Below are 16,236 nucleotides of genomic sequence, written 5' to 3'. Positions count from 1 at the left end.
GCGTCCTACTGCACGTCGACGTAGTCGCCCGCGGCCTTGACGGCGGGGGTGGTCGAGGTGCCCGCGAAGCTGTAGCGGAAGTAGCCGTCGACGGTGGCCGTCGTGGTCGTCTTCAGGTTCCCGGTGCTGTCCGTCGTGACCGTCTTCAGCGTGGTGTACGTGTCGCTGTTCTTCTTACGGAACTGCAGCTGCACCGACTGGCCGGTGTAGCCGTGGTAGGCGTTGTCCTCCCAGTTGGCGCGGGAGAGCTTGCCGGTGACCGTGACGGTCCTGCCCTTCCTCACCGGCTCGGGCGAGGCGTTGACCGTCAGCCTGGAGGCGCGCTGGATCTTGGCGGTGGTGGTGGGCATGTCCTGGTAGACGCGGCCGACCTTGCTCCAGTCGCTGCTGTCGCTGTCGCTGTCCACGCCGTTCAGGGCGACGGCGATGCCGCTGGCCCACCAGGTGGTGGCCTTGACGTTGAGGCTCAGGTTGCCGCCCGGGGTGAAGCCGATGACGGACTTGCAGGTGGCGGTGGTCGACGAGGTCTCCGTACAGGTCCGCTTCTCGTCGAAAATCGCTTCGGTCGGTTCGCCGAGACCGCCGCCGCGGTAGAGACCGATCTCCATGATGAAGTCGTCGGCGTTGATGTCGACGGAGGCCGCGTGCCTGATGCTGTACGTGATCGGAGCGACGACCTTCTTGGAGATGCCGACGACGATCGGCTTGCCGTTGTTGACCTTCACGTCCGAGAAGGTCAGGTCGAGTTCGTAGGGCTCCCCGTCGGAACCCGTGGAACCGGTGAACGGGGTCTTGCCGGGGGCGGCGCGGACCGCTTCCAGCACCTTGGCGATGTCCGAGCGGTGATCGGCGGACCCGGTGGCGTGGGCGCCCGGCGCGACGAACGCGGAGAGGGCCAGGGCGCCGGAGACGGCGGCCACGGTGGCACGTATGCGCATGCGATCCCCCAGGGGAGACAGGGCCCGGACGTGCACGTTCCTACGGCTCGTGGTCACAAGGGCCCGAATGACGACGGAGTCTGATGACTCGCCAGAGACGATCGCCGAGACGCCCGAACGGTTGCACGACAAGCGGAATCTTCGTACGACTCCCCCGAAGACCGGGGCGGGCGCGAGGACAGCCGGAACGCACAGGGATCCCCGGCCCTCCCTGGGGCCGGGGATCCCTGGTCGCGTCAGGTGTTACTGCACGTCGACGTAGTCGCCCGCGGCCTTGACGGCCGGGGTGGTCGAGGTGCCCGCGAAGCTGTAGCGGAAGTAACCGTCGACGGTGGCCGTCGTGGTCGTCTTCAGGTTCCCGGTGCTGTCCGTCTTGACCGTCTTCAGCGTGGTGTACGTGTCGCTGTTCTTCTTACGGAACTGCAGCTGCACCGACTGGCCGGTGTAGCCGTGGTACTTGAGGTCGTCCCAGTTGGCGCGGGCCAGCTTGCCGGTGACCGTGACGGTCTTGCCCTTCTTCACCGGCTCCGGGGCGGCGTTGACCGTCAGGGTGGAAGCGCGCTGCACCCGGGCGGTCTTGTAGGCCTCGGTGATGACGTAGTCGCCGTCGTTGCCCTGGGCGCCCGCCCACACCTTCCAGGTGCCGGCCAGGATGTTCGAGTAGATGTTCTCGTTGGGGTCGGCGACGACCGTGACCTTGCAGGTGCCGGTGGTGGCGCTGGTGGCGGTGCAGGTGCCCGTGTCGGCGTCCGGCGTGATCGCGCCGTCGACGTGGTCCATGTCCGCACCGTGCCACAGGATGGCGTAGCCGTCGGCGATGCCGGACGGGTCGGTGGCCGTCACCGAGATGGTGAAGGTCTTCTTCTGCGTGGTGCCGACGACGATGTCCTTGCCGGCGTTGACGGTGACACCCGTGATCTGGGTGTCGCCCTCCCGCTCGTCCGCGGGCGCGGAGCCGGTGAACGGCGTGATCTTCGAGACGGTCGGCGCCAGCGAGGCCAGCGAGACATGACCGTCGGCCTGTGCGGCGGGCACGGCGAGAGCGGAGAGGGCCAGGGCGCCGGAGACGGCGGCCACAGTGGCACGGATACGCATGCGATCCCCCAGTGGAATCAGGGCCCGTTGTGGTCGTACCTCGCGGCTCGTGGTCACAGGGGCCCAAGTGATGGCGGAGTCTGATGACTCAGCAGAGAAGATCATCCAACTGGGCGAATAGTTGTACGGGATGTGAACTTTTTTTCTTCAACCAGTCCGCCCGTGAGGATCATTGACGTTGTGCCAGGTCAGACACGTTGCGGGCTTGGCCAAACAGAAATCCCCGGCCCTGAGGCCGGGGATCTCCGGTGACATCGGTGGTCACCCGGCCCCTTCGGGGGAGCCGGGTGTTCCGGTGCTACTGCACGTCGACGTAGTCGCCCGCGGCGCTGACCGCCGGGGTGGTCGTGGTGCCCGCGAAGCTGTAGCGGAAGTAACCGTCGGCGGTGGCCGTGGTGGTCGTCTTCAGCTTGCCGGTGCTGTCCGTGGTGACGGTCTTGAGCGTGGTGTACGTGGTGCTGCCGGCCTTGCGGAACTGCAGCTTCACCGGCTGGCCGGTGTACCCGTGGTACGCGTTGTCGTCCCAGTTCGCGCGGGTCAGGGCGCCGGTGACCGTGACGGTCGCGCCCTTCTTGACCGGCTCCGGGGCGGCGTCGACCGTCAGCTTCGACAGGCGCTGAAGGTTCTTGGCACCCAGGTCGCCCTGCCACTTGACGTTGTCCTCGTTGCTGACGTCGACGGCGAGCGCGCCGACCTTCCACGCGCCGGCCTCGTCGGAGGTCAGATCACCGAGTTCGACATCGGCGTCCGGACGGAACGGGAGCTTGGCCGTGCACGTGAGCACCGTCGAGGAGGACGCGGTGCAGACGCCGGCGTCGTCGCCGCCGAGGATGTCGGTCGGCGAGGTGATCGAGGTGCCGCGGTACAGCACCGGACCGGTCTCGAAGGAGCTCGCGCTGACGTTCGCGGGCTTCGTCACCGTGTAGGTCGCGCTGACCGTGACCGTCGCCGAGGCGCCGACCACGATGCTCTTGCCACTGTTGATCACGACGTTGGAGAAGGTGACGCCGGACACCGGGTTGCCTGCGGCCTGCGCGGCCGGCACGGCGAGAGCGGAAAGGGCCAGGGCGCCGGTCACGGCGGCCACGGTGGCTCGTATGCGCATGGATTCCCCAGGTGGAGAAAGGGGTCCCGGCGGTGGTCGTTCCTCACGGCTCGTCGTCTGCACGGGACCCAAGTGATCGCTGAGTCTGTTGACTCAGGGGTGAGATTAGTGACGGGTGCGGACGGTTGTAAGGGTGGGGTGGGGAAACCGGAGTTTTTAGATCCGCATTACGCGGGGATGGTGAAACACGGAGAAAGGCCCGGCCCCGGGGATCCCGGGGCCGGGCACAGCAGGCGACGATCGGTTCTGACGGCGGGTTCGGCCCGGAGGCCGGTCGGGCCCGGGGGCGGGGCGATTGTGCCCGGTGGCCGGGCGAGCCTCAGTCGAACCAGCGGTCCCGGGCCAGTTCCTCCGTGCGGGACGGGTCCTCCAGGAGCGCGGCGACCTCGAAGCGGCGTGGCCACTGGCCCGCCGACCAGGCGAGTCCGGCGGCGACGCCCTCCAGCGTGGCGGCGTGCAGCACCCCGTCCCGGGTACGGCGCCAGTCCAGCTCGGTGCCGTCCACGACGAGCTCCTCGTGCTCGACGTACGAGGCGGGGGTCGCGGGGCCCAGCAGGACCCGTACGGACTCCGGTACGTCGTGCTCGGCGCCCTCGGAGGTCACCTCGCCGGTGACGGACTCGCTCAGCCGCCGCACCTGGAACAGCTCGGCGAGCTCGGCGGCCCGCGACGGCGGCACCGGCAGCAGCGGCACCCCGGCCGTGAACGCCAGCAGGTCAGGTGAGTCCACGACGACCGCGTCGGCCGCGTCCACGACCCGCACCTCGCCGTCCACGACCGCCCGCAGCTCCTCCGGCAGCGTCACCTGCTCCGGGTCGAGATCGGCCAGCGCCCCGTACAGGGCGTGCAGCTGCGCTCCGGTGACCGGGCGCCCGGGGTCGGCGAGCCGGTCGAGCAGCTCGGCCGCGCCGCCCGGTTCGTCCAGCAGGGCGGCCACGGAGGTACGGACGCCGAGTGCGCGCAGCACCTGCTCGTCCTCGAACCCGGTCGCGTCCGCCTCGTCGTACAGGCCGCGCAGCAGCGGATCGCCGCCCGCCGCCCGCAGACCGGCCGGCCGGCGCCCGTCGAGCACCGGGTGCCCGCGCAGCCACCACGCCGTGTACGGGCGGACGATCTCGTGCGTGCCGTCCGGGAGCAGGATGCGCACCTGCTGGATGATCGCGTCCCGGAGCGGCGGACGGGAGAGCAGCGCGAGGGCCTCGGGCCACCGGTCGTCGTCCACCAGGTCCAGGTCCCGTACGGCCACGATCTCCGTGGCGACGGGCGGCACCGGCGAGTCGGGCAGCCGGTCCAGGACGTCCTCGCACCACACGTCCACCGCGTCCAGCAGACCCGCGTCGTCCGGCTCGGCGAAGTCCGTGTCCCGCGGCTCCAGTTCGTCCGGATCGAGGACGACGTCGGTGGCCCGCACCAGCGCGAAGCCGGCCAGGACACCGCAGGCGGCGAGCGGCTGTTCGCCCCAGCGCTCGGCCAACTCGGAGTCCACCGAGGCAAGTTCGTCCTCGCGCATGATCGCCGCGAACGGGCTGCCGGGCAGCACCAGTTCACCGGCGGGCACCAGTTCGCCCTCGTCGTCCGGCAGCGCCAGCGCACCCAGCCAGGGCTCGTCGCCGGGGTCGAGCGCGGCGTCACGGACCAGCGCGAGGACGGTGTCCGCGAGCTCCTCCGCGTCCAGGGTGTCCTCGTCCCAGGCCCCGCCCTCGTCGTCGAGCGAGGCGGCCACCGCGGCCCGCACCTGCGGAGTGGTGAGCACCGCGCGCGGCGAGGCCGGCAGGGCCCCCAGCTTCTCCAGGAGCGGGTGGGCCGCGTCCGGGTGCGCCACCTTCAGGCCGAGCCGGGCGAGCGTGGCCGGGGCCACCAGGGAGCCCTCCGCGGTGGGCAGCAGGATCTGGCGGGGCCCGATCGTCGTCCGGCCGTCGGCCAACGGCACCGGCAGCCCGGACAGCCGGTCCGGGTCCACCCCGGCGAGGCTGTCGTACAGCCGGTACCACCACTCGGGGTCCTTCTCCAGCCCCGCCAGCCGGTCCACGGCCTCGGTGAGCGCGACCCGGGCCACGCCCAGCGTGCGCAGCTCCACCCGCCGTTCGAGCCCGGCGGGCAGCAGGCCGGTCAGCACCTCGGCGAGCACCCGGACCGTCTCGGCGCCCGCGCCCTCCACCACCTCGGCGTCCCGCGGCCGCAGGGCCGCCGGGTTCTCCGCGGTGCTGCTCGCGGGCCAGTCCTCGGGGGCCTCGACCGTCGGCAACCGCTCCGGCGGGGCGGCGGGCGGCAGGAACGCGGTGCGCGGCAGCCGGTCCAGGATCGCCTGCCGCAGCGCTCCGTCCAGTCCGCCCTTGCCGAGCGGGCCGGGCACCAGGTCGATGATCCCGGCGTCCACCGGACGCCAGGAGGCGAGCAGCTCGGCGTACGCGTCCGCCGCGCGCTCCACCAGGAAATCCGTCAGCGGGCCGGGGGCCGCGTGGCGGCGGGCCGTGTCGAGCGGGAACGAGGCGATGAGCAGCGCGGGCACGCCGAGTGCCTCGTCGCTCGGCGTCGGCGCGTGCACGACCGGGCTCGTCCGGGGGCGGGCCGGCGCTCCCTCGGAGTCCACCGGGACGGCCCAGGTCACGGACCAGTGCGGACGCAGCCGTTCCTCGACCGGGCGGTCGGTGAGCAGGGCGGGGTCGAGGGGGCCGTGGGCGGCGACGGTGCGGTAGCGGGTCGTGCCGTCGCGGGTGTCGTCGATGCGGGTGCCGTGCTCGGCACCCGTCCGGGTGATCGTGCGCAGTTCGGTGTCGCCGATCTCCACGACCACCTCCTCCAGGCCCGGGAGGGCCAGCAGGAGGGCGTCGTCGACCGTGCGCAGGAGGCGTTCGGCGAGGTCCTCGGCGGCGGTGTCGCGCAGCGGGAGGATCACGGCGGTGTCGTACGGGGCGGGGGCGGTGCCCTCGGCCGCGAAGGGCAGCCGCAGCAGGGGGACGTGGCCGTCCCGGCGGCGGATCTCGTCGGCGAGGGCGGGGGTGTCCGCGGTGACGGGGCTCTCCGCGGTGGGAGCGGGGCTCTCTGCGGCGGTGTCTGCGGCGAGGTCGCGGGCCTCGGCCAGGGACCAGCGGACGCCGCCGCCGCGGCCTACGACGGCGGGCTCGTCGGTGACGGCGAGGACCGCGGCGAAGCCTACGCCGAAGCGGCCCACTGCGGTGTCGGGGGCGTCGCGCTTGGCGGAGGCCCTGAGGGTGGCGAGGGACTCGACGCCGGCCGCGTCCAGGGGGGCGCCGGTGTTGGCGGCGACCAGGATGCCGTCGCGGAGCGTGAGGCGGAGGCGGCCGGGGGTGCCGGCTCGGGCTGCGGCGTCGGCGGCGTTCTGGGCGAGTTCCACGACGAGGCGGTCGCGGTAGCCGCCGAGGACGAGGTCCTCCTCGGCGTTGGCGTCCTCGCGGAACCTGGCCGGGCTGGCCGCCCAGGCGTCCAGCACGCCGCGGCGCAGTCGCGCCGTGCCGAACGGGTCCGCGCCCTCGGCCGCCGGCCGCACGAACTTACTCACGGGTTCACTCTCCCTCTCGCCTGGCGCGACCGCGAACGCTGCACCGGGTCGCGGCACGAAGGTACCGCGCGCTCTCCGCGGGTCCGGTCCGGTGGGTGGGTCGGGGCCGAGCCGGTGCATCAGCCCGTCGCCGTCGGACAGAGACGTGAACGTTAGTGGCGACGGGCATCGATGTACCGCCACGGCCCCTCACGTGCGTTCCCGGGTACCGCTGAATCGTGGCTGAGGATCAGCCCCTCACGCCGAATCCCGGGTGGCGGGTGCGCGGTGGCCTGTGCGAGATCCAGCCCCGGCCCGGGAACGTTCCAACCCCCGCCGGCGAAAATCCAGCTCCTCCGGTGCTCCAGGGGTACCAACCTCCGGCCCCCTCTCGGGCGCGGGACCAATTCCAGCCCCCGCCCGGCGAAAGTTCAGCCCCTCCGGCGTTTGAGGAGCCGGGTCCGGGGCGGAGCCCCAGGGGTGACCATCCCCCTAGCCCGGGTTGGCATTGGCCCCGCATCCGGGAGGTGGGCTAGGGGGATGGTCACCCCTGGGGCTCCGCCCCGGACCCGGGCCCCCCCCACCCCCCACGGGGGCGCCCTTTACGGGGGGGGGGGGGGGGGGGGGGGGGGGGCGGGGGAGCGAGGAAAAGGGTTCGGGATGGGTAGGGGCGGAGGGGGCGAAAAAGGCTTGGGGTGGGGCGGGTGCGCCGGGGCCGGCTGGGAAGCTGGCGGGACCCTGGGGTGGGGGTGGCGGGACCGTGAGGTGGGGCTGGCGGGCCTAGAGGGCCGGCGGGACCCCGGGGGCACTCGAACCGCCCGGGGACCGGAGATTGCTAGGAGTGGCCCAGTTCTGACTGGGAGTCGTCCGGGGTCGATGGGACCGAGCCCGAGTCGGGGGACGGGCGGAGCGGGAACGGGTCCACCTGGGTCTCGTCGATCACCGGCAACGGCGGCCGCGGAGGCGTCGGCATCACCGCAGCCTCCGAATGCCCCCCGCACCCGTACGCGAGGGACACGACACGCCCGTCGGCGGGCGAGAACTCGTTCGCGCAGACACCGAACGCCTGCCCGAGCGACCCTCCGATCCGGTTCAGGAAGCCGCAGCTGACGCAGGTCGCGGGCGCGGCCTGCGCCATCGCGGTCCGGGCCCCGAAGGAGTCCTCCCAGCGGTCGGCCGCGACGTGCAGCCCGTACCGGGAGAGCACCCGGGCCCGGCGCAGCCCGAGCTCCTCGGCCACGCTGGCGATGGACCCCCGGCGCGGAACGATCGGCAGGTTCGCGGGCGTCCCCGCGGTGACCTCCGCGTCCTCCGCCTCGACCAGCTCGGCCATGTCGTCGGAGACCGCGGAGTTCGGCGCGGGCTCGTCCTCGCCGGACCAGCCCGGCTCCAGCCGGAGATCCTCGGCGTCCGTGGGCAGCAGGTCCCCGGGCCCCAGGTCGCCGGGACGCAGCCGCTCGCTCCACGGCACCCACTCCGGCGCCAGCAGGGCGTCCGTGCCCGGCAGTAGCACCGTCTCGTCCAGCGTGACGACCTTCGCGCGGGAGGCGCGGGCCACGGTGGACGCCCAGCGCCAGCCGCGGTACCCGGGTTCCTTGCACTCGAAGTAGTGCGTGACAACGCGGTCCCCCTCGGAGACCATCCCGAGATGCTCGCCGACGACGCCGGGATAGGCGGCTTCCTCGGCGGCCGCGCGGGCGAGGTCGACGGCCTCGGCGCACAGACGGTCTGGGGTGCGGCTTCGCGTTGTCGCTGCGCTCACAGGTATCGCTTCTCTCCTACGCCGTCTCACGGGTGCGCCCTGCCTCGGCGGGGGTGCGGACGGAGCGGACCGGTGGGCCGCGTCGACGTCCGCGCCCGATCGCACTCGGGCGCACCTACGCCATCCATTCTGCGGGATGGCCGAGAGGCGCGCGGCCGAGAACAATCGCCGCAGGCGCGTTACGCACGCTACCTTCTCCTGGGCCCTGGGCCCACACCGGCGGCCGTCTTCGGTGCCCCGCGCCGGGATCTTCGAGCCTCCCCGGACCCCCGGAGTCCGCCCTTCCGCGGCGCTCCGCGCCGGATGTCCCCCGTCGGCCCACCCCGCCCGATGAGCCCCACTCGGCCCCCGTACGCGCGGTAACCGCACTACGCACCCCGAACTCGGGGCACTATGACGGAGTGGCGTCCGCAAGGTCACCCCAGGGAGCAACCGGTGTCGGTGGCGCCAAGGGGAGCAACGGGAACGGCGGATCGGGCCGGCTGACCGGGTCCGTCCGCGCGGTGGGGCGTGCCCTGCACTTCCCGGTGTCCCGGACCGCGCGCGGCATCCGCAAGGCCACGCACGCGCACGGAGCGGGCGAGTCGGGCCTCGGAAAACTGATCGAACTGCACGCGGTGAACGGCGCGGGCGATGTCATGATCACGGTGGCACTGGCGTCCACCGTGTTCTTCTCGGTCCCGACCGACGAGGCCCGCGGCCGGGTCGCGCTGTACCTGGGCATCACGATGGCGCCCTTCGCCGTCCTGGCCCCGGTGATCGGCCCGCTGCTCGACCGGCTGCCGCACGGCCGGCGGGCCGCGATGGCCGGCTCGATGCTCGCCCGGGCGATGCTCGCGCTGATGCTGGCGAGCGCGGTCGTCACCGGCACCTTCGAGCTGTACCCCGCCGCGCTCGGCGTGCTCGTCGCCTCCAAGGCGTACGGCGTGGTGCGCAGCGCCGTCGTGCCTCGACTTCTCCCACCGACGTTCTCGCTGGTCAAGGCCAATTCCCGGGTCACTCTGGGTGGGTTGCTGGCCACCGGTGTGGCCGGACCCGTGGCCGCTCTGCTCCAGTCGCTGGGGGCGCGCTATCCGCTCTACGGCGCCTTCACGATCTTCATCGCGGGGACGTTCCTGTCGTTCTCCCTGCCGCCCAAGGTCGACTCCGCCAAGGGCGAGGACACGGCGCTGCTCGCCTCCGACGCCGACCATCTGCACGGCCCTCACCTGAAGAAACCCCCGCGCCCGGGGCTGCGGACGGTGGGCACGGCCGTCACCCACGCGCTCGGCGCCAACGCCTCGCTGCGCTGTCTGTCCGGCTTCCTGATCTTCTTCCTCGCCTTCCTGCTGCGCGAGCACCCGCTCACCGGCAAGAGCGCGGCGGTCTCGCTCGGCCTGGTCGTCGTCTCGGCGGGCGTGGGCAACGCGCTCGGCACGGCCGTCGGGGCCTGGCTGAAGCAACGCGCCCCGGAGATCATCGTCGTGACCGTGGTCGCCTTCGTCCTGGCCACGGCCATCGTCGCGGCGCTCTTCTTCGGCACGCTGATGGTGGCGGCCCTCGCCGCGATCGCCGGTTTCGCGCAGGCCCTCGCCAAGCTGTCCCTGGACGCCCTGATCCAGCGGGACGTCCCCGAACTTGTCCGGAATTCGGCGTTCGCCCGCTCCGAGACGCTGCTCCAGATGGCCTGGGTGCTCGGCGGCGCCATCGGGATCGCGATGCCGCTCAACGGCCCGCTCGGCCTCTCCGTGGCCGCCGGGATCGTCGCCGTCGGATGGCTCACGACGGTCCGGGGACTGCTCGTCGTGGCGCGCCGGGGCGGATCGGGGCGCGCCCGCGTGTCCTGAGCCGCGCGGGGGCCGCGCACGGCACGCCGCACCCCACGTGGGGGCACCGGTGGGCCTGCCCGATAACCTTCGGTCATGACCTCCCTGCCCCGCGGCAGAGCCGCTAATGGACACCGCGCTGCGCGCCGTCGCCGCGCCGTCGCCACGGTCGGCGCCGTTTCCGCCGGACTCCTCGCCCTGTCGGCCTGTGACAAGCCGACCCCGATGGCCACCGTCACGGTCGGCACCAAGTCGGTGAGCTCCGAGGCCGACTGCTACAACGACGGTGACGCCCTGAAGACCGCGGACCTGACGAGCTGCCTGCGGTCCAAGGACATCAAGTCCATCACCGTGGACCCGGACGCGACCGTGCGGTTCGGCGTCGACCCGAAGATCGCGGACAAAGGCTGGACGATCCTGATGAACGGGCAGCAGCTGCTGCCCGAGACCACCACCAAGACCTACCTGACGATCCCGGGCAGCGTCTTCTTCAACCAGCAGTACGGCGCCAGCGGCAACTCGACGCTTGTCTCCATCAAGGAGGGCAAGACGACGGCCACCGGCCTGTGGTCCTTCAAGTTCAAGAAGGACTCGGACAGCTGACCGCCGCCGCCGGGCCGAGGGTGCTCGTGGCCACCGCAGTCCCCGTGGAGCGGGAAGCGGTGGCCGCGGGATCGTCCGGCTCGGCGCACGAAGTACGGCTCCCGGGGGCGACGCTCCACCGGACCGGCGGGCTCGATCTGCTCGCCGCCGGTGTCGGTCCCGCCCTCGCCGCCGCCTCCGTCTCCGCCGCACTGACCGCCGCCGCCCTCGACGGGGCGCCCTACCGCCTCGTCGTCTGCGCGGGCATCGCCGGCGGATTCCTGCCCGGCGCGCCCGTGGGATCGCTCGTGGTCGCCGACGACATCGTCGCGGCCGACCTCGGCGCCGAGGCCCCGGAGGGGTTCCTCCCGGTCACCGAACTCGGCTTCGGGACCGTCAGCCACCGGCCTCCGGAATCACTCGTACGTGAGGTCGCCGCCGTCACTGGCGGCGGCGTCGGCACGGTCCTGACGGTGTCCACGGTGACGGGCAGCACCGCCCGCGCCGACGAACTGCGCGCCCGGCACCCGCGGGCCCTCGCCGAGGCGATGGAGGGCTTCGGGGTCGCCGAGGCCGCCGGTGCGCACGGTGTGCCGGTGCTGGAGATCCGCGCGGTGTCCAATCCCGTCGGCCCCCGGGACCGTGCCGCCTGGCGGATCGGCGACGCCCTCACGGCCCTCACCGGCGCCTTCGGGAAGCTGGAGCCCCTGCTGGAGAGTTGGAACCCACATGAGCGCACCCACTGAGTCCGCCGATGCCCTGCGGATCGCCTACTCGCCCTGCCCCAACGACACCTTCGTCTTCGACGCCTGGGCGCACGGCCGCGTCCCGGGCGCCCCGGCGCTGGACGTGACCTTCGCGGACATCGACATCACCAACGGCATGGCCGAGCGCGGCGAGTTCGACGTGCTGAAGGTGTCGTACGCCGTGCTGCCGTACGTCCTCGACGACTACGCGCTGCTGCCCTGCGGCGGCGCGCTGGGGCGCGGCTGCGGTCCGCTGGTGCTGACCAAGGAGGCCGGCGCCGACCTCACGGGCCGTACGGTCGCCGTCCCCAGCGAGCGGTCGACGGCGTATCTGCTGTTCCGGCTGTGGGCGGCGGACACCGTTCCCGGCGGGGTCGGCGAGATCGTGGTCATGCCGTTCCACGAGATCATGCCGGCCGTGCGGGACGGGAAGGTCGACGCGGGCCTGGTCATCCACGAGGCGCGCTTCACGTACCAGAACTACGGGCTGCACAAGCTCGCCGACATGGGCGAGCACTGGGAGCACACCACCGGGCTGCCGATCCCGCTGGGCGCGATCATCGCGAGGCGTTCGCTGGGCGCCGAGCGGCTCCTGGAGCTCGCCGAGGCCGCCCGCGCCTCGGTGCGCGCCGCCTGGGACGACCCCGAGGTCTCGCGGCCCTACGTGCTGGAGCACGCCCAGGAGATGGACCCGTCCGTCGCCGACCAGCACATCGGCCTGTACGTCAACGAGTTCACGGCCGATCTGGGCGAGCCGGGTTACGCGGCGGTCCGCGGACTGCTCACCCGCGCGGCGGCCGAGGGGCTGGTGCCTCCCCTCGGACCGGACGCGCTGTCGTTCCCCTGACGGCGGCTCACACGTCGAGCTGGTCGGCGACCGCGCGCAGCAGACCGGCGATCTTCTTGCCGGAGGCCTTGTCGGGGTAGCGGCCGTTCTCCAGGGTGGGCGTGATGTTCTCGAGGAGGGTCGTCAGGTCCTGGACGATGGAGGCGAGTTCGTCCGGTTTGCGGCGCTGGGCGGCCGCGACCGAGGGGGTCGGCTCCAGGAGGGTCACCGAGAGGGCCTGGTCGCCGCGCTGACCGGCGACGACACCGAACTCGACGCGCTGGCCGGGCTTGAGGGCGTCTACTCCGGCGGGCAGGACCGAGGAATGGACGAAGACGTCGCCGCCGTCGTCGCGGGAGAGAAAGCCGAAGCCCTTCTCGGTGTTGAACCACTTGACCTTGCCAGTCGGCAAAGCACACGCTCCCTCTGTCTGCCCCGGACCGGCCGGACGCCTTTGAACTGCCGTCATGACAGCCTACCGGGGGTCTCTCCAGCCGAACACGCCTTAAAACGGGAGTGAGCTCTTACCGGGTAGGCAAGGGCTCAAAGTGGTTGCAGAGGTTTACCGAGGGACGTTCGGTCCCCCTTGCCTTCCCCCGTGCCGCGTAAGGCTGCCGCCCGGCCGAACCCGTGCCGGTACCGAATTGCGCGGGACCGGCAGAAGCAGAAGACCCCCACCGATCGGCATGGGTTCGATAGAGCTGCAAGAGGAGTTCAAGCGCGAAAGCACGCTCCAGGAGGTTCTGACCCGCTCCTGAGTGGAGCCGCCTTCAGGGTTCGGACCCGAGACCTGCACATGACGAGGGCTGCCGCGATCGGGAGGGGTGGTGCCGACTCGTGCCGTGCGACGCTGTTTCCGCAGATCAGCGCCGCACGGCACATTGCCGCGTCCCGCCCGGGACGGCTTGTGCCGCGCCGTCCGCTCACGCGGACCGCCCCGCGCACCACAGCCGTTCGATTGCAGCATGGTGGATGCCGCTGCCTCATCCGCCTTCCTTGGCCGATGCGCGAAGTTCGTCGATTCCCGCTGCATCCGTGTCCTCGACGGATCCGGAGAGGCGATGAACGACCACCCAGCGGCCGTCGGGCAGTGCTCCGGCGAAGACCCTCGATTTTCGGGTGGCACCGTTGTGGTAGGTCAGCGGCAGATCTCCGACCCGACGCCAGGTGAGCGCCGGCTCACCGAGGGTCTTGTCGACGAGCAGTCCGGTGAGCAGGCCGGCGGTCGTGCGCGTGCTGGCCCACATGCCACCCGCGGGCAGGACGGCTCCGGTCAAGTCCCATGGCTTCACGGGGCGGCCGAACCAGTTCGACGCCAAGAGACGCTGGTCCGCGGGTGGTCTGGCGGTCACCGCCCCTGCGGGCAGGCCGAGAGGCACGAGCACATGACGGCTGACCAGTTCCTCGTAGTCCTGGCCGGCAGCCGACATGAGTGCAGCGCCCAGCACGGCGTACCCGAAGTTGGAATACTCCTCGCGCTCACCCGGGCTTGCGGTGACCAAACTGTCGAGACGTCCCACGAACTGTTCGAGCTGAGTCCGCGTGAAGTCCCTGTACGGGTCGAAGAGGCCCGTGTCAGGAGGCAGCCGCGGAAGGCCGGAGGTGTGGGCGGCGAGGTGTCGAAGGGTGACACCGGTACCTGCCGGCGCGCTCAGCCACCGTTCGACCGGGTCGTCGAGGGAAACGACCTGCTTCTCGGCAAGCACGGCGAGCACGGTTCCGGTCAGGACCTTGGTGAACGAGCCCAGCTCCACGTACGCGTCGGGATCATGCCCGCCGGTCACACGAGGAGCATCGAGGTGACTGCCGATGACACAGGTGGGAGGGCGTCGCACGGGGAGCCTTTCAGTCGGCGGAAGCGGCCGCTACCGGTTCGCGGTCATGTGCCGCACTGCCTCCGGTCCCGCCCGCCGCCGCCTTCTCCTTGCGGCGTGCGCTCAGCTTTCGCGCTGCCTGCAGTGCGCGGGACAGTTCCGGCGACAGGAAGACGAGGTCACACGCGATCATCGTCAATGCGAATCCGGTGAGTCCCATGAACAAGCCGATGGAGACATGGAAACCGATGGATGCGGCGGCCGCCCATGGCCGCAGGGACCGCACCAGGACACCCATGGGGAAATAGACAAGAAAGAGGACAGTCGAATAGGTGCCGAGGTACACCAACAGATCGTTGTTGTAGACGAACTGAGAAATTCCGGGGAGTTCGAATTCCGGTACCCGCATGATGTAGAAGAGCGCGGTTCCGTCCTGCCACGCCTGCCCCTGCACCTTGTAAAGCCCGCTGACCATGTAGACCAGGCACATCTGCACCGCGATCGCGGTGACACCCAGGTTGTGCAGTGGGGTACCGGCAGCTCGCAGGGCCTTGGGTATGCGCCGTATCACCCGTTGCCCCAGAGGAGAGCGCAAGGAGAAATGATCGTAGCAGCGCGTGAGAAGCAGCATCGGAACGACGAGCTGCATGAGGTTGTCGCCGCCGTCCATCAGCGCCGACTGCCGCTGGTAGAGCGACCATAGAAATATGGCGTGCACGGCCAGGACGGGCCGGCCTCCGATACCCAGCGTGACAGCCAAAGCGGCGATCATTCCGAGGTGAAACAACACCTCGAACACGACCGGCGAGTTGCTCCACGCGTAGACACTGAAAGTCCCCGAGTCCCTCAACTCGTCAAGGAAGAGGTGGTAGGGCAGCAGCGTGTCGTTTCCCGGGCCGAAGAGATAGCTCCGGTCACCGTACTGGCTGACGTAGAACATGAGGCCGACGAATCCCAGTAACGCACGGGTTCCCGAAACGCCCAGGACCGCGACAGGACGGCTGGCCCAGGTGTCGATTTTGTCTAATAGTTTCACTGCAGATCAGCAGCTTCCTTCCAAGGAAACTCGTAGGCGTCGACCTTGTCGCGTGCGTGAGGGTTGTCTCTCTGCGACCAGGGCGGGAGGGAATGGACATACATCCGGACCTGCACCGCCTGGAGACGACGACCTCCCGTGCACGCCTGATCCATCTGGGTCAGGGCATACCTTGAGAGGTAGTTCACCGCTTGATTGCGCGTGCGCTTCTCGTACGGCAGCAGCGGGATGGGATTCTTTCCCGGCTTCTTCGCCTTCCCCTTTTCCTTCTGATCGCGGAGGCGCCTCAGGAGGTCGTCGGTCGAGTTGTACTGCTGGATGCCGTTGCTGACCACCCGGGACATGCGCGAGGGAAAGAGCCTGTCGTTCTGGACCCTCTGGATGGACGGGCCCGTCACGTCGTAGTACTTCGTGACCTCACCGTCGCTGCAGCGGCCCCGCGCGATGATCCCCTGGTCGACCATCACCGGATCAGGGGCGAAGAGCATCCAGTTCTGCGAGAAGTACGGCTGGAGATAGGCGTCCAGGAGTGGCGCCATTTGCACCTTGGCAGGACTCAGCGGCGTCTGCGAGAAGGCCGCAATGGAGAAGTGGGCACCCAGGAGGGCGGCACCGACAAGCAGTACCGCCCTCTGGACGCGACGAGTCGCCGTCACCTATCGAACGCGGTCGCGCTGGAGACGCTGCCGGAGATGTTGGCCGGCGGGCTGAAGATCCCGCCGAGGCTCAGGTTGTCCGTCAGCGCTCCCACGGCGTGGCCCACGGAAGGGCAGGCAGCCCGGGCGTGCACGGCCGCCCGGGCGGCCGCCCGGCCGACCGCGCTCGCGGCTGCCTTGGGCGCAACGCCCTCACCCTTGCTGACGGCCACCTTCTCGGCCACCGGCGCCGCGGACGTGGCCTGGGCCGAGCCCTGCATGGTCAGTGCAAGGCACGTACCCGCGACAGCGGCACCGATGACGGCACCGACAGTTCGCTTTTGCATTGTTCCCCATTTCATTTTTCGATCATTGCTCACAGCTCCACGGTTC

At 70.9% G+C, this 16,236-nt stretch carries 14 protein-coding genes; 4 read left to right on the top strand and 10 right to left on the bottom strand.

Annotation, left to right across the window (positions count from 1 at the left end; translation table 11 throughout):
- Window positions 1-5 precede the first annotated feature (5 nt).
- The 5 genes from IO36_RS29715 to IO36_RS29695 form a co-directional block, all read right to left on the bottom strand.
- On the bottom strand, window positions 6-938 hold the full coding sequence (locus tag IO36_RS29715) for a hypothetical protein (RefSeq protein WP_037624222.1): 933 nt from the start codon (window positions 936-938) through the stop codon (window positions 6-8).
- Window positions 939-1,181: 243 nt separating this feature from the next.
- The gene (locus tag IO36_RS29710) at window positions 1,182-2,033 is read right to left on the bottom strand and encodes a DUF5707 domain-containing protein (protein WP_051901055.1); all 852 of its coding nucleotides are present in this window, start codon (window positions 2,031-2,033) and stop codon (window positions 1,182-1,184) included.
- Window positions 2,034-2,331: 298 nt separating this feature from the next.
- A complete protein-coding gene (locus tag IO36_RS29705) occupies window positions 2,332-3,138 on the bottom strand; it encodes a hypothetical protein (protein WP_037624219.1) in 807 nt (268 codons plus the stop codon).
- A gap of 319 nt (window positions 3,139-3,457) precedes the next feature.
- Window positions 3,458-6,658: a sacsin N-terminal ATP-binding-like domain-containing protein gene (locus IO36_RS29700; protein WP_037624217.1), complete on the bottom strand. Its 3,201-nt coding sequence runs from the start codon at window positions 6,656-6,658 to the stop codon at window positions 3,458-3,460.
- A gap of 814 nt (window positions 6,659-7,472) precedes the next feature.
- Window positions 7,473-8,399, bottom strand: a complete 927-nt coding sequence (locus tag IO36_RS29695) for a DUF3027 domain-containing protein (protein WP_037624216.1) — start codon at window positions 8,397-8,399, stop codon at window positions 7,473-7,475.
- A 401-nt stretch (window positions 8,400-8,800) separates the two neighbouring features.
- Between IO36_RS29695 and IO36_RS29690 the strand changes: the two genes are divergently transcribed.
- The 4 genes from IO36_RS29690 (at window position 8,801) to IO36_RS29675 (ending at window position 12,379) form a co-directional block, all read left to right on the top strand.
- Entirely contained in the window at window positions 8,801-10,225 is a 1,425-nt protein-coding gene (locus IO36_RS29690) for an MFS transporter (RefSeq protein WP_078943516.1), read from the top strand.
- 75 nt (window positions 10,226-10,300) lie between these two features.
- On the top strand, window positions 10,301-10,807 hold the full coding sequence (locus IO36_RS29685; RefSeq protein ID WP_051901054.1) for a hypothetical protein: 507 nt from the start codon (window positions 10,301-10,303) through the stop codon (window positions 10,805-10,807).
- A gap of 26 nt (window positions 10,808-10,833) precedes the next feature.
- The gene (locus IO36_RS29680) at window positions 10,834-11,532 is read left to right on the top strand and encodes a futalosine hydrolase (RefSeq protein WP_078943521.1); all 699 of its coding nucleotides are present in this window, start codon (window positions 10,834-10,836) and stop codon (window positions 11,530-11,532) included.
- Complete coding sequence (locus tag IO36_RS29675; protein ID WP_037624215.1) at window positions 11,516-12,379, top strand: 1,4-dihydroxy-6-naphtoate synthase; 864 nt, start codon at window positions 11,516-11,518, stop codon at window positions 12,377-12,379. Before IO36_RS29680 ends, IO36_RS29675 begins: the two co-directional genes overlap by 17 nt.
- A 7-nt stretch (window positions 12,380-12,386) precedes the next feature.
- On the opposite strand, the gene IO36_RS49040 is transcribed toward IO36_RS29675, so the two are convergent.
- The 5 genes from IO36_RS49040 to IO36_RS29650 form a co-directional block, all read right to left on the bottom strand.
- Window positions 12,387-12,770, bottom strand: coding sequence for a cold-shock protein (locus tag IO36_RS49040; RefSeq protein ID WP_037624214.1), 384 nt, complete (start codon window positions 12,768-12,770; stop codon window positions 12,387-12,389).
- A 571-nt stretch (window positions 12,771-13,341) separates the two neighbouring features.
- The gene (locus IO36_RS29665) at window positions 13,342-14,142 is read right to left on the bottom strand and encodes a serine hydrolase domain-containing protein (RefSeq protein WP_245173536.1); all 801 of its coding nucleotides are present in this window, start codon (window positions 14,140-14,142) and stop codon (window positions 13,342-13,344) included.
- Window positions 14,143-14,203: 61 nt separating this feature from the next.
- A complete protein-coding gene (locus tag IO36_RS29660) occupies window positions 14,204-15,208 on the bottom strand; it encodes an HTTM domain-containing protein (protein WP_078943515.1) in 1,005 nt (334 codons plus the stop codon).
- Window positions 15,205-15,864, bottom strand: a complete 660-nt coding sequence (locus IO36_RS29655) for a DUF5819 family protein (protein WP_037624212.1) — start codon at window positions 15,862-15,864, stop codon at window positions 15,205-15,207. Before IO36_RS29655 ends, IO36_RS29660 begins: the two co-directional genes overlap by 4 nt.
- Window positions 15,861-16,190 (bottom strand): hypothetical protein, encoded by a 330-nt coding sequence (locus IO36_RS29650; protein ID WP_037624211.1) that lies wholly within the window; start codon window positions 16,188-16,190, stop codon window positions 15,861-15,863. Before IO36_RS29650 ends, IO36_RS29655 begins: the two co-directional genes overlap by 4 nt.
- Window positions 16,191-16,236: the final 46 nt, after the last annotated feature.

The sequence above is a fragment of the Streptomyces aureus genome, assembly GCF_000725495.1.
Classification (GTDB): Bacteria; Actinomycetota; Actinomycetes; order Streptomycetales; family Streptomycetaceae; genus Streptomyces; species Streptomyces aureus_B.
The sequence above is the reverse complement of the archived record's forward strand: the minus strand, read 5'-3'. Positions and strand labels throughout refer to the sequence as shown.